General features: G+C 56.6%; 16 protein-coding genes. 3 read left to right on the top strand and 13 right to left on the bottom strand.

Annotation, left to right across the window (positions count from 1 at the left end; all coding sequences use genetic code 11):
- The 13 genes from hemA to R6T97_RS12160 all read right to left on the bottom strand — a co-directional run.
- On the bottom strand, positions 1-674 hold a 674-nt coding region (gene hemA, locus R6T97_RS12100; protein WP_410349544.1), incomplete at its 3' end, for a 5-aminolevulinate synthase.
- 8 nt (positions 675-682) lie between these two features.
- On the bottom strand, positions 683-1114 hold the full coding sequence (locus R6T97_RS12105; RefSeq protein WP_410349545.1) for a DUF302 domain-containing protein: 432 nt from the start codon (positions 1112-1114) through the stop codon (positions 683-685).
- 75 nt (positions 1115-1189) lie between these two features.
- On the bottom strand, positions 1190-2452 hold the full coding sequence (locus R6T97_RS12110; protein WP_410349546.1) for an FCSD flavin-binding domain-containing protein: 1263 nt from the start codon (positions 2450-2452) through the stop codon (positions 1190-1192).
- A 25-nt stretch (positions 2453-2477) separates the two neighbouring features.
- Positions 2478-3173, bottom strand: a complete 696-nt coding sequence (locus tag R6T97_RS12115) for a c-type cytochrome (protein WP_410349547.1) — start codon at positions 3171-3173, stop codon at positions 2478-2480.
- The gene (locus tag R6T97_RS12120; protein WP_410349548.1) at positions 3173-4429 is read right to left on the bottom strand and encodes a c-type cytochrome; all 1257 of its coding nucleotides are present in this window, start codon (positions 4427-4429) and stop codon (positions 3173-3175) included. The genes R6T97_RS12115 and R6T97_RS12120 overlap by 1 nt, the downstream gene beginning before the upstream one ends.
- Positions 4413-5687 carry a sulfite dehydrogenase gene (gene soxC / locus R6T97_RS12125; protein WP_410349549.1) on the bottom strand — a complete coding sequence of 425 codons (1275 nt, stop codon included), beginning with the start codon at positions 5685-5687 and terminating at the stop codon, positions 4413-4415. The genes R6T97_RS12120 and soxC overlap by 17 nt, the downstream gene beginning before the upstream one ends.
- A 14-nt stretch (positions 5688-5701) precedes the next feature.
- Positions 5702-7405, bottom strand: coding sequence for a thiosulfohydrolase SoxB (gene soxB / locus R6T97_RS12130; protein WP_410349550.1), 1704 nt, complete (start codon positions 7403-7405; stop codon positions 5702-5704).
- A gap of 101 nt (positions 7406-7506) precedes the next feature.
- Positions 7507-8352, bottom strand: a complete 846-nt coding sequence (soxA, locus tag R6T97_RS12135) for a sulfur oxidation c-type cytochrome SoxA (RefSeq protein ID WP_410349551.1) — start codon at positions 8350-8352, stop codon at positions 7507-7509.
- Between the two features lie 32 nt (positions 8353-8384).
- Positions 8385-8714: a thiosulfate oxidation carrier complex protein SoxZ gene (gene soxZ, locus R6T97_RS12140; protein ID WP_410349552.1), complete on the bottom strand. Its 330-nt coding sequence runs from the start codon at positions 8712-8714 to the stop codon at positions 8385-8387.
- A gap of 16 nt (positions 8715-8730) precedes the next feature.
- Positions 8731-9147: a thiosulfate oxidation carrier protein SoxY gene (soxY, locus tag R6T97_RS12145; protein ID WP_410349553.1), complete on the bottom strand. Its 417-nt coding sequence runs from the start codon at positions 9145-9147 to the stop codon at positions 8731-8733.
- A 30-nt stretch (positions 9148-9177) separates the two neighbouring features.
- Positions 9178-9651, bottom strand: coding sequence for a sulfur oxidation c-type cytochrome SoxX (gene soxX / locus R6T97_RS12150; protein WP_410349554.1), 474 nt, complete (start codon positions 9649-9651; stop codon positions 9178-9180).
- A gap of 108 nt (positions 9652-9759) precedes the next feature.
- Positions 9760-10329 (bottom strand): thioredoxin family protein, encoded by a 570-nt coding sequence (locus tag R6T97_RS12155; protein WP_410349555.1) that lies wholly within the window; start codon positions 10327-10329, stop codon positions 9760-9762.
- Positions 10330-10340: 11 nt separating this feature from the next.
- Positions 10341-11078, bottom strand: a complete 738-nt coding sequence (locus R6T97_RS12160; RefSeq protein ID WP_410349556.1) for a cytochrome c biogenesis CcdA family protein — start codon at positions 11076-11078, stop codon at positions 10341-10343.
- 46 nt (positions 11079-11124) lie between these two features.
- On the opposite strand from R6T97_RS12160, the gene R6T97_RS12165 reads away from it, so the two are divergent.
- The 3 genes from R6T97_RS12165 (at position 11125) to R6T97_RS12175 (ending at position 12720) form a co-directional block, all read left to right on the top strand.
- Positions 11125-11526 (top strand): hypothetical protein, encoded by a 402-nt coding sequence (locus R6T97_RS12165; RefSeq protein WP_410349557.1) that lies wholly within the window; start codon positions 11125-11127, stop codon positions 11524-11526.
- A gap of 125 nt (positions 11527-11651) precedes the next feature.
- Entirely contained in the window at positions 11652-11987 is a 336-nt protein-coding gene (locus R6T97_RS12170) for an ArsR/SmtB family transcription factor (protein WP_410349558.1), read from the top strand.
- Between the two features lie 52 nt (positions 11988-12039).
- Complete coding sequence (locus R6T97_RS12175; protein WP_410349559.1) at positions 12040-12720, top strand: YeeE/YedE thiosulfate transporter family protein; 681 nt, start codon at positions 12040-12042, stop codon at positions 12718-12720.
- Positions 12721-12851 lie beyond the last annotated feature (131 nt).

A 12851-nucleotide genomic window follows, 5' to 3' on the forward strand; every position in this document is an offset into this window, starting at 1 on the left:
CCGCCGCGCGGCCCATAAAGGCCGACCGCGTGAACTTCATCCAGATAGGTCATCGCATTGTACCTATCGGCCAGATCACAGATTTCGGCAATGGGCGCGATGTCACCATCCATGGAATAGACGCTTTCAAACGCAATCAGCTTTGGGCGTTCCAAAGGTTGTGCGGACAGCAGTTCTTCAAGATGCGCAAGGTCGTTATGGCGCCATATCTGGCGCTCGGCCTTGGCGTGGCGGATGCCCTCGATCATGCTGGCATGGTTGAGCGCATCCGACAGCACCAGACAATCGGGGATCTTCGTGGCAAGCGTGCTGAGTGCAGCCCAGTTTGAAACGTAGCCGCTGGTGAACAGCAACGCGGCTTGCTTGCCATGCAGGTCGGCCAGTTCCGCTTCAAGCAGGACATGGTGATGTGTCGTGCCGGAAATATTGCGCGTGCCGCCCGCACCGGCGCCGACTTTGTCGAGTGCCTCGTGCATGGCCGCAAGCACGTCAGGATGCTGACCCATGCCCAGATAATCATTCGAGCACCAGATCGTCACATCACGCTTTTGCACGCCATGGTTCGTGGCCTTGGGGAAACTGCCGCGATGGCGCTCCAAATCCGCGAAAACGCGATAGTTGCCTTCATCCTGCAACTGCGAAAGTGCTGCCGCGAAAAATCCGTCGTAGTTCATCTTTGTCCTTACCCGCCGATTGCGTCTTGCACGATCTCATCAAGCAGCATCTGGACCTTTTGCATCTCGCCTTGCGGATAGGTCCGGTATCCGACCATCACGTCCCCTTCCCGATCTGCAACGAAAATACCGTAGGGACAGTGCGCAATGTTCATGGGGTCTGCTTCCATGACTTCGCGCGAAAGCTGGGCCGAGCAGAACACAAAGATATCCGCGGCTTCAAACAGTACTGTGTCACTGCCCACATCAGCAGCAGTGCGCGCCAGCATCTCGCCTGTGTGGCTGACATAGTCAATCACCAGACCCTGGCCGATGATGGCATTCTCGACGGCAAATGTCGCGTCGTCAAAGCTGCCGTCAAATGTATAGGTGACAGCCTCTTGGGCGGTACTTTGGGTGGCGGTCAGACAAATGAACGCGCCGATCAATAAATGTTTCATATCATGTTCTCCTTGACGTCAGTTTAGATGATTGGGATGTGCGGACCCTGACATGCGTCAAGGCCCGCCCCCACTTTAGCCGAACATGTCAGCGACGATGCCGTCATACCAACCGACAGATTCCTGATAGGTCGCCGCGCGCAAGTCATCGCTTTCACCGGTCTGGCTGACAAAACCGTCAACCTTGGCGATCTTCTCTTCGGTGGCCTCGTATGTGGCGCCGACCTTTACGCCGTCGTTCGTGTCGATCAATGACCAGCATGTGTTGGCAAAACGTGCAGGGAAGATGGTTGACCCTGTCAGCGCACCACGGACCGCATTTGCGCAAACCTTGGCTTGGCTGTTGGCCGAGAAACCGGATTTGGGCATATCGCCTTGCGCCGCCGCATCGCCCAGAACGTGGATATTCGCATCCATCTTCGATGACATGTCGGCGGCGTTCACAGGCGCCCAATTGCCGTCTGTGATACCCGCGATTTCGGCAATGCGACCTGCCTTCATGGCCGGGATCACGTTACAGACATCGACGTTGTTCACATCGCCATCGATCGACAGGGTCATTGCAACGGGGTCCACTGCGACATCGGCACCGCCAAAGTCCGGACCGATCCGTTCCACCATGCCCGCATAGTGTTTTTGCCATCCTTCCTCGAACAAGCCCTGCTTCGAGAAGCTGGCTTTGGGATCGGCAATCAGGATTTTTGCCGTCGGATTGATCTCTTTGAGCGTATGCGCGACCATCGAAACACGCTCGTAAGGCCCCGGTGGGCAACGATAGGGATTTGGCGGTGCGACCATGGCAAAGGTGCCGCCCTGCGGCATTTCCATGATCTGCGCTTTCAGCAATTCGGTCTGCGAGCCGCCCTTGTAGGCATGCGGCATCGCGTTTTGCGCGGACACATCCCAGCCTTCGACTGCGCCATCGACAAAGTCGATACCCGGCGACAGGATCAAACGATCGTACGGCAGGCTGCTGCCCCCCGCGAGGGCGACCGTCTTGGCGTCACGGTCAACACCGACGGCCCAGTCATGCACCACATTGATGCCATAGTCGGCAGCAAGCGTGCCATAGCTGTGGCCCAGCGATTGCATGTCGCGGAAACCACCAAGATAGAGATTTGAAAAGAAGCAGGTGTAATAGGTGCGGGTCGGTTCAACCAAGGTCACATCAATGGCGCCTTGACTATCCTTGGCGATATAGCGTGCGGCTGTCGCACCACCCGCCCCGCCGCCGATAACAACAACACGCGGTTTGCCTTGCGCACGCACCATCGGTGCCACCAACAGACCTGCAGTTACAGCCGCCGATCCAAGGAACGTTCTTCTGTCTAAAGTCATGTTCTTCCTCCCTAATGCGCATCAATTACTGGATGCTTTCAAAATAAGCGGCCAATGCCGCAATCTCCTCGTTTGATAGTCGGCCTGCCATCATCTGCATGACGGGATGCGCCCTTACGCCTTCTTTGTAGGCATGCATGACAGTGACAAAATCCTCGGTCGGCCAGTTCGTTATCGATGGGATTCCCTCGGTTGCACCGCTGGCCTGATGACATGATGTACATTCACCAGACAGGTATTCGCCGTAAGCCGGATCCCCGATGATGGCGAGAACCTCGGGGGCGACTTCGTGATCAATTGCGGCGGCAGTCGGGGCTGCTTCGGGAATGTTTCCGGGACTGGCCGAAAACCAGCGCAAATAGGCCAGCAGGTCGTCCCGGTCTTGCTGGTCGCGAAACCCGCGAAAACTCATGCGCGTGTTCGACACAAGCCTGCGGGGATTTTCGATAAAGTCGTCAAGCGTCTCGAACGTCCAGACCAAGCCGCCATTTGCAGCACGTTGCATCCCCGTGGAATAGCGAAAGCCTTCTGCCGCCCCTGCGGGGCGATCAAAGATATTGTTGAGATGCGGGCCGATGCGGTTGACCGCACCTTGCCCGATTTCGTGGCACCCGCTGCACTGCCGATAAAGGTCCTGACCGTTTTCGGGATCACCACCCACATCGGCCTGACCGATATTCGCAGCGCCCAGCAACACAAGCAGGAGCAGGTGCCGTAGCATCACTTTTCAAAGCTCTGCATATAGGCGATCAACGCAGCGACATCGGCCTCGTCGCGCACACCGCGGAAGGACATCTTCGTGCCGGCCATCATCCCACGCGGGTCCTTCAGGAAGGCCGCCAGATTTTCCGGTGTCCAGACGTCGCCAGCCGCAGCAGCCTCTTGGAAGACACCCGAATACCGGAACCCGTCAACCGTCCCGATGGTGCGCCCGACAATGCCGTTCAATGCAGGGCCTGTCCGATTGCTGGCACCTTCGCCGATCTGGTGACAGGATTTGCATTGGCGGAACACGCCCTCGCCCGCAGCGACCAAGGCTGGATCAAGCCCGTCCGTGTCATCGGGCAAGGCGGTCTCATCCGTCGCATCACCCGACGCCGAAAAAACGGGGCCCGCGTCGGCTGCCCCATCATCTACGACAGACTGGCCGCCATCATCCGGTGTGACATCCAGAAAGGTCGCGCGCATGGTGATTTCGACGGTATCCTTGCAATTCTCCATGCAAGGCTCGGTCTGCCATTCCGCATATTCCAGTTCCGGGCGGTCATCCACGACAAAGCCGTCGCCGTTGTACATCTCCACCTCTGTGAAGTTCTCATGGCTCAATTCGAAGTCGTCATCGACCAGATGGTTGGAGTACATGATGTAGGCAACGATGGCGTAGGTTTCGTCAGCCGTCAGCGTGCCCGCCTCGCCGAATGGCATGGACCGGTTGATATAATCCCACGCGGTCGACAAATAAGGCCAGTAAGAACCGACAGTCTTGACCGGATCTTCATTGGCCAAAGTGTCGAAGCCGCCTGCAAGAGCCGGCCAGTTTCCCACCCCTTCGGCGAAATCACCGTGACACGAGGCGCATTTGTCGACAAAGACCTCTTCGCCGGTCCACACGTCACCGCGTCCTTCCGGCAAGCCGCGCCCGTCCGGCAGAACATCGACATTCCACGCGGCCAGTTCTTCGGGAAGTGCCGGACGGCCCAGACCATACGCCCCCTCACTCACCGGCGCGGGCGCTGTCAGATCGGCATTAGCGGTCGCAGCTTCCGCCGAGATCTGCTCCAACGCATTGCGTTCGGCCTGCAGCCGTGCTGCTTCTGCGATGGCGCGCGCAACGTTTTCTTCCGTTTGCTGAACGCGGGTTTCCAGCGTTTCAATCGTCTGCGCACTGTAATGCCGCGAGGACAGCCCGTACGCCAATCCAAGTGCAAGTGCCGTTACACCGATCGCGGGGACAAATAGATTAAGAGACTTCGACATTCTCTGCGATCCCTTCTTCGTTCACAAACCAGGTTTGGATACAGTTGTTGTGGTAGACCGAGTTTTCGCCGCGCTTTTCGCGAAGCTGGTCTTTAGTGGGTTGCACATAGCCGGTTTCATCAACCGCGCGCGCCTGCAACAGCATCGGGCTGCCGTCCCAGCTCGTATCCAGATAGAAACGTGTCAGCGCCTTGGTATCTCCCTGCTTGCCAAGCCTCGCGGTCTCCCAGGTAATGCCGCCATCCTTGGAAACATCAACGCGGGTGATCTGGCCGTGGCCGGACCATGCCAGACCCGAAATCACCAGCGGCCCTGCCCCATGGCTGATCGGCATCTGCGGGCTTGGCGACGTGATGACGGACTTTGCATCCATCACCCAAGTCCATTTGCGCGCGATGCCATCCTCGTAAAGGTCGGTGTACTTGGATGTTTCCTCGCGGCTTTCCACGGCCCTGTCGGTCACTTCGACGCGGCGCAGCCATTTCACCCAAAGGTTGCCCTCCCAACCCGGAACGACCAGCCGGACTGGATAGCCATGTTCCATGCGCAGCGCTTCACCATTGGCCTTGAACGCGACAAGAACGTCATCGAGTGCTTTTTCCATCGGGATCGAGCGACCGTTCGAAGACGCATCGGCACCTTCGACATAGACCCACTTGTCGGACAGATCATCTGCCGCATCGAGCCCGGCTTCGCGCAGCAAGGTACGCAGCGGCACGCCGGTATATTCCATGTTATGGATCATGCCATGGGTGAATTGCACGCCATTGAGCTGCGCACCGGCCCATTCCATGCCTGTATTGGCGGCACATTCGCAGAAATAGACGTGGTTTTCACGCGGCAACCGCTCAAGGTCCGCATAGCTGAAGATCAAGGGCCGGTCGACCAACCCGTTGATCATCAAACGGTAGTCGTCCTTTGAAAGTTCGATCGCGCCTGAATGGTGCCGCTCGAAGGCACACCCTTGCGGCGTGATGGTCCCATCAAGCGCGTGGATCGGCGTGAAATTGATTGAGGAAATGGGTGTTGCCGTCAACCATTCCACATTGCGGCGCACGACGTCGCTTTCAAATCTGATCGGCAAGCCATAGGGCGTTTCGTCGACTCCAGCGCCAGTATAGGACGCCCAATCCTGCAATTCGGTGATCTTGGGATCAGGCGTGCCTTGGGCTACGGCGCCCCCTGCAACAGATCCAGCTGCAATTGCTGCACTTCCGCGCAGAAACGAGCGTCTTGATGGTTTGAAGAATTCATCCATTGCCTTTGGTCTCCTCATGCACCGACCACTGCGACGCTCGTATTTGGCGCCACGCTGACCGTGCCTTTCTTGCGAATATGGTTTTCGACGACGTCCCAGATTGGCGGTCCTTCGGTGCCTTCGTTGACCGAGGCCCAGCCCGCGACCACGTAGGTCTTGGCCGGATCAATCGCTTCGCCGGTCCTGAGCAGCGTCATGTCGGAAATACGCGCGCCGATGGGTTTGTCGATATCAACGCGGTAACCCATGCCACCAACGCGCACCATGTCGCCGCCCTGTTGGTAATAGGGGTCGGTGTTGAACAGGTTGTCGGCCACATCCTCCATGATCGTGTGGATGAATTCGCCCGTCATTTCCGAGCGGTAGGCGTTTGGATAGCTCATCGACGTGACGTTGAAGATATCTTCGCGCGTGATCTCCTGACCCGGCATGATCGATGGCCCCCAGCGCACACCCGGCGACATCGAAATGTCGGCGTCACGTTCTTCGATCAGTGCTTCGCAGATCAGATCATCCCACGATCCATTGAAATTGCCACGGCGGTAAAGCAGCGTGTCGTCCGCGGTCTTGCCGATCACCTCGGTCAGGTCGGCAAGGAAGGGTGCGCGCTCGGCGTCAATCGCAGCGGCGACCTCTGGATCAGAGGTGATCACATCGGAAAAGATCGGAATCAGCTTGTGCCGGAAGCCCATCATGCGCCCGTCGCGCACATCCAGATCGACACGGCTGACAAATTTCCCGTTCGATCCAGAGGCGATAATGATCGTCTCGCCCACCAGCACAGGTTCTGGCAGGGCATCATGCGTGTGACCGGCAAGGATCACATCGATGCCTGTGACCCGCTCGGCCATTTTCTTGTCAACGTCAAAGCCGTTGTGAGACAGACAGACCACCAGTTCAGCGCCCTGCCCGCGCACCTCATCAACCATTTCCTGCATGTGCTGATCGCGGATGCCAAAGGAATACTCGGGGAACATCCACCCCGGATTGGCGATGGGCATGTAGGGGAACGCCTGTCCGATCACGGCAATCTTGACACCACCGCTCTCGTAGAACTTGTACGGCGCAAAATCCTCTGCGGGTTCATCCCATTCCGCGTCAAAGATGTTCTGGCCCAGTGCAGCAAAAGGCAAATCCGCCACGATGTCGCGCACCCGGTCAGAGCCCAGAGTAAATTCCCAATGAAAGGTCATCGCATCGGGCTTGAGCAGGTTCATGACGTTCACGACATCCTGCCCTTCGGTCTTGTGACAGGTGTAGGAGCCGTGCCAAGTATCGCCACCATCCAGCAATAATGCATCCGGACGATCCGCGCGGATGCTGTTGATCACAGTCGCGACGCGGTCAATGCCGCCCATCTGCCCGTAGGTCTGCCCCAAGGCCGCAAAATCATCGTAAGTCAGCGCGTAATGCGACGCGCTGCCGTCTTCTATGCCATAGAGCCTGCGGAAATCCGCACCGGTAATATGCGGAACATGACCCTTGTTTGGGCCAACGCCAATGTTGATTTCCGGTTCGCGGAACCAGATCGGCTTAAGCTGCGCATGGATATCCGTGATGTGGATCAGCGATACATTGCCAAACGTATCAAACTGCAGAAGATCGCTTTGCGACAGGGATTGCTGCGCGGCAAGCCTGCCCCAATTGCCAAATCCAGAGGCCCCGACGATCGCCGAAGCAGCCATGCTGGCTTGCAGAAAATCACGTCGAGATATCATTTGGTCGGTCCTTTTGTTTGCACCATCATATTCCATTTGTTGAATGGATTATGATAAAAAAATGCCCGCTCCAAACAATTTGAAGCGGGCTTATCGGGAGTTTAGTTTCGGACAGACGGCCCTTCGACCGACAGCCCGTTACCACGGGAAGCAACATAGAGTTCAAGCGCGATCATTTCTTCGACACCGACACCGTAAGTCTCGGCACGCGTATCACGGATGCAGCCGCGGAAGCGCGATTGCACACCATTCAGCTTGGCATTCTTCAGGCGATATGTCGGGAAACCGTTGACCTGACCCTGACTCAGATGGTCGGCGCGGATGTTGTTGCCATAGTTGTCCTCGTGACAGTTTGCACAAGACAGATCCAACTGGCCGAAGCGGGTGTAATAGATTTCGCGACCAAGTTCCCACATTGATTGGGCGGGTCCGTCAATTGCCACGTCAATCGTCATGCCACGCGATACGGACGCAAGTAGCGCTTCCATATTAAGCATGTCGGCACCGTCGTACTTCCATTCTTCGGCACCCATCTGTTCCGTGCGGCAATCATTCACCTGCATCGCAATTGTGCGCACTTCCTCGGCTTCATCATTCCACTTTGGATAGACCGCACGCACGCCAGCCATCTCCTCGGGCGCACCGTGGCAGGACGCACAGGATTCACCCGCGCTGCCGTCAACAGCGTTCCACGCATCAATGGCATCGTCGACAAAGATCATGCCCGGATTTTCAAAGTCATCCATCTGCAATGACTGCGTTTCACTCGAGCGGAAAAGCCAACCGGAATAGATGGTGCTCAGATTTTCGACATGTTCAGGCGCATCTGCCCGCACCGTGACTTCGATCTCCTCGTTGATGACCAGGTTGGCCTCTTCGTCAGCCTGCGCCGCATAAGCGGCCAAAAGCGCGATAGCGGCAACACCACCTCTAAACACTGATTTCATTGACATTGCCCTCCCCGGCCATTGTTTCGTCGTTATCCGACAGTGATATCTTTACTATCCGTGTAGACATCGCCGTCATCGTCGTACCATGTGAATTCGAACGTCCCGGTTTCTGGCACAATGGCCTGAAACTCGAAGTAAGGGTTCGTTGAAATCGCGGGTTCCAGCGTGACATCAATCACCGTCTCACCGTTGAATGTGCAGGTGAAGCGATTGATGATGGACCTCGGAATGACGTTGCCGTCACCGTCCTTGCGCTGACCGGACTCCATCGGGTGACTGATCAGCGTCTTGATCGTGATTTCTTCGCCGGCGGTTGCGTCACGGGGAACGCGCACGCGAGGTTTTACATTTTCTGCCATTTTCTTTTTTCCTCGTTTAGCCGCCGCAGCCGCCGATTGTGACTTTTACTTCCTGACTGGCCTGCACAAAGCTGCCATCCGGCATCCGCGCGATCGCAATAACGTCTTGCGTACCGGCCAACCGGATATGGGTTGCTGCGGATTGCGACGCGGCCATAGGGCCAAAGTTGAACGTTGCGACGGAAGGTGTCGGGTTCCCCGCGGCAAAGACGATGATCGCCTCGGCACCGGGTGCATTGACCTCGATCGGGACCGTATTGCCATTTTCCGCGATTTCCGGCGCGATCAGGCTGATCCCTTCAGAGCCGACTTCGGCACCGCCGGTAAATGCGGCCACTTGGTCTTCGAGGGCTGCAAACGCTTTAAAAGGCGTAACGGTTGCGACCACGGACCCGAACGCCATCATGAGCGTGTGTCTGCGTGTAAGTTTCATGTTCTCTCCTGTGTCTCTACGCGTGACAGATCAGTCTTTGAGTGTCTGAAGATATGCCACGACATCTTCGATTTGTTGGGCAGTCAGCAAAGGCGCGAGCTCGCCCTCTGCGGCCTTCCCGGTAAAGCCATTTCCGGGGCGGATGAAACCGCTGGTCCGGTAAAACGCAGGCATGATCGTTCCCTCATAGGTCATCTTTGCATTCGCAACGATGCCGCGCAGTTCGGCGGCTGTGCGATACTCGCCGATACCGTCAAGCGATGGGCCGACCTCGCCATGGAACGGGTGTTCATCCAGTTCAGTAACCTGATGGCAGGCGATACAGTTACCTGCCCCGCGCGACACCATGATGGCCTCTCCGGCGACAGGATCACCGGGCTGACCGGATAGAGATACTTCGATTTCGCCATATTCGCTGTAGACAACATTGTCAGGCGTAAGGCCCTCTGCGAAACCTATCGTTCCAATGACTATCGCCGCGACTGTGCTCAATAGATGTTTCATGGTCCCTCCCTGGATCACTTCTCCCTTGGTGTATACCGTAGCCTACGAACCTTGAGAGTCGCAACATCAAAATCAACTATTTGAATGTTTGCAACTAAAGCGCTGTAGTTATTCCGTAATTCCCTGCTCCTGAATGATCCGCGCATGATATTTCTGGAAAGTTTCGTCGCCCAGATAGCCTTCTTCGTTGATCCAGTTGAGCAAATTCAACGTCGTCCACTTTCCGAAGGCACCCGGCATGACCGCGACAGCCGCCTGCGTCGCCGTCCGTTCCGGTCCAACCTCTTGCGGAAAGAACATCATTGTCGGTGTAAAAAGCGCATTCCAGCGGCGCACCATGTCCTTCTCGGGTAAGGTCGTGCCGTCAAAATCAGTGACCTCGACATCGCCGAACATGTTGATCTGCACGACAAAGAAATTGTCATTCAGCGCAGCAGTCACCTCTGGCGCCGGGAACACCTCTTTATGCATCTTCGCACAATAGATGCAGCCCCGCTGTTCGATGATCACCATCAACCGCTTGCCTTCGGCGTTCGCCTCTTCAAGATCTTCGCGCAGATCCTTGAAGGTTTCGCGCATCCAGTCTGCCTTGTGCAGACCATCGTCGCCCAACGTGGCTGCGAATAAGGGCAGCGCCAAAATGATTGCAGCGGCACTTAGAATTGAACGGAAATACATGGTGGGTCCTCCTATCCCAGGTTTCCAAAGGCAGGCATGACCTCGATCATCCACTGCGCGATATAGTTTACCGAATTCGTCGCGATCAGCACGGCAAAGATAATCAGCATGACCCCCATGACGCGCTCGACATACCCCAGATAACGGCGATTGCGTTGCAGCCAGCCAAGGAATGGACGCGCGAACAAGGCGGCTATGACGAAGGGTGCGGTCATGGCCAGACCGTAGACCAGCAACAACAACCCGCCGCGCCAGATATCCCCCATCCCGCTGGCAACCATCAAGATCGCGGCCAGGGCTGGCCCGACGCAAGGTGTCCAGCCAAAACCAAATGCCAGCCCCATGAGGTACGCCCCGATAATTGTCGTCGGTGCGGCGGAACTTTCGATCTTGGCTTCGCGATAAAGCAACGGCACGCGGACCACCCCGAGGAAATGCAGGCCGAACAACAGCAAGATACCGGCCGCAACATAGCGCAGCGTATCGCGCCACGCGCCAAATGCCTGACCAAGCGCCGTCGCCCCCATGCCCAGCAGCACGAATATCGTGGTCACGCCCAATGCAAAGAAGATCGCCGAGACGATCAGCCGCCGCTGGACGCCCGCACTGATTTCAGTATCCGACCGCAACTCGGACATCGACAGCCCGGCCATGTAACACAGGTAGAATGGCACCATCGGAAGCACACAAGGCGTAAAAAACGACAACATTCCTGCAATAGCCGCTCCGAAATAGCTGACATCCAACATGAAACCTGCCCTTGATCCTGATATTCATTCACATTAAGATTATTGAATGTTTAATTCACTTACCACCTCTTTTTTGAAACGCGCACTTGTTGCGATTTTTGCGACCGTGCTGTCAGCGACATCCTTATGGGCGGAAACACGGCTTATGATGGCCGAAGAACCGGGCTGCATTTGGTGCGCAAGATGGCATGCAGAAATCGGTCCGATTTATCCGAAAACCGCAGAAGGCGCCGCAGCACCCCTTCTCAGGGTCAACCTGCAAGACCCGATCCCATCAGACATAACACTTGAACGCAGCGTGAATTTTACACCGACGTTCATTTTGCTGGTCGACGGTGTGGAAAAAAGCCGCATCGAAGGATACCCGAGCGAAGACTTCTTTTGGGAGCTTTTGGGTTACATGCTTGATCAAGAAGGGATCGACTTTGCCCTGAAGTCGAACAATTAGACAGGAAATGATGCGGTTTTTGTTCAATTTAAGGAATGCGACGTAGATATTTGCAAAATTAATACTACCTCAGCGGCGAAGACGATAAGATGTAAATGTGCAGATCGACAAGGTGATGTGAAGAAATGACACTCCCGGCTTTAGACGGCAATCTGGACGACGCCCGCATGGACGAGATGTTGGACAACGCGACCACCGCGACCAATTATCTCAAGGCGATCAGTCATGAAGGGCGGCTCATGATATTGTGCCATCTCGCCACCGGCGAGAAATCGGTCACGGAACTGGAAGAGCTTCTGTCAGCACGACAAGCTGCGGTGTCTCAGCAGCTTGGCCGGTTGCGGCTCGAAGGTCTGGTCAGTCCACGCCGTGAAGGTAAAACGATCTACTATAGCTTGACGGATGACAAATCTCGCAGGATCATAGACCTCGTCTACGAGCTTTTCTGCAAAACGGATTGAGGATCGCCGCCTCCCCGTTCAGCGCGTCGGACCGAACAGGGAGGGATAACCAATGCTTGATGCATGGGGAGAAGCCAACTTCGTGGCAGCCGTAGGGTTGTTCGGCGGCGTTTTATTGGGGCTGGCGGCCAGACTGGGGCGGTTCTGCACCCTCGGCGCGATCGAGGATTTTCTTTATGGTGGCAGCGATCTAAGGCTTCGCATGTGGGCCTTGGCCATTGGGTCTGCGGTCGTCGGCAGCTTCGGACTGATGGCTTTTGGCCTCTTCGACCCCGGAAATTCCTTCTATATCGCGCAACAATGGTCGCCTGTCGCCAGCATCGTCGGCGGCGGCTTGTTCGGTTACGGCATGGCGCTTGCCGGAAGCTGCGGTTATGGCGCGATCGCCCGGCTTGGCGGCGGGGACCTACGCTCTTTCGTGATCGTCCTTGTGATGGGCATCAGTGCCTATGTGACGCTATCGGGTCCCTTGGCGTGGATTCGCGTCGCGCTTTTCCCGCCGACACCAACCGCGCAGGTTCCCGCCGGAATTGCGCACACCATAGGGGATATGAGCGGCCTGCCCGTTTCAGGCATCGGCATTTTATTGGGCGCTTTGCTGATCGTGCTTGCGCTGAAAGCCAACACCTTGCGCAGTGACCGGTCGGCGATGTTCTGGGCTGTCGCAGTCGGGCTCGCCGCCACAAGCGCATGGGCAGGCATGCAATATGTCTCAGATGACCGACCGAAGTAGGCGTAACGTCCGGCAAACCGCCATTGTCGCTGCAATACCAGATGAGCGTATTTTCGGCTAGGATACTTGACTTTTTTCCGAAAGAGCAGCAGCCGCAGATAAGGATACAGCTTGCGGGAGCACTGCGCGCG

The sequence above is a fragment of the Yoonia sp. genome, assembly GCF_046498525.1.
Taxonomy (GTDB): domain Bacteria; phylum Pseudomonadota; class Alphaproteobacteria; order Rhodobacterales; family Rhodobacteraceae; genus Yoonia.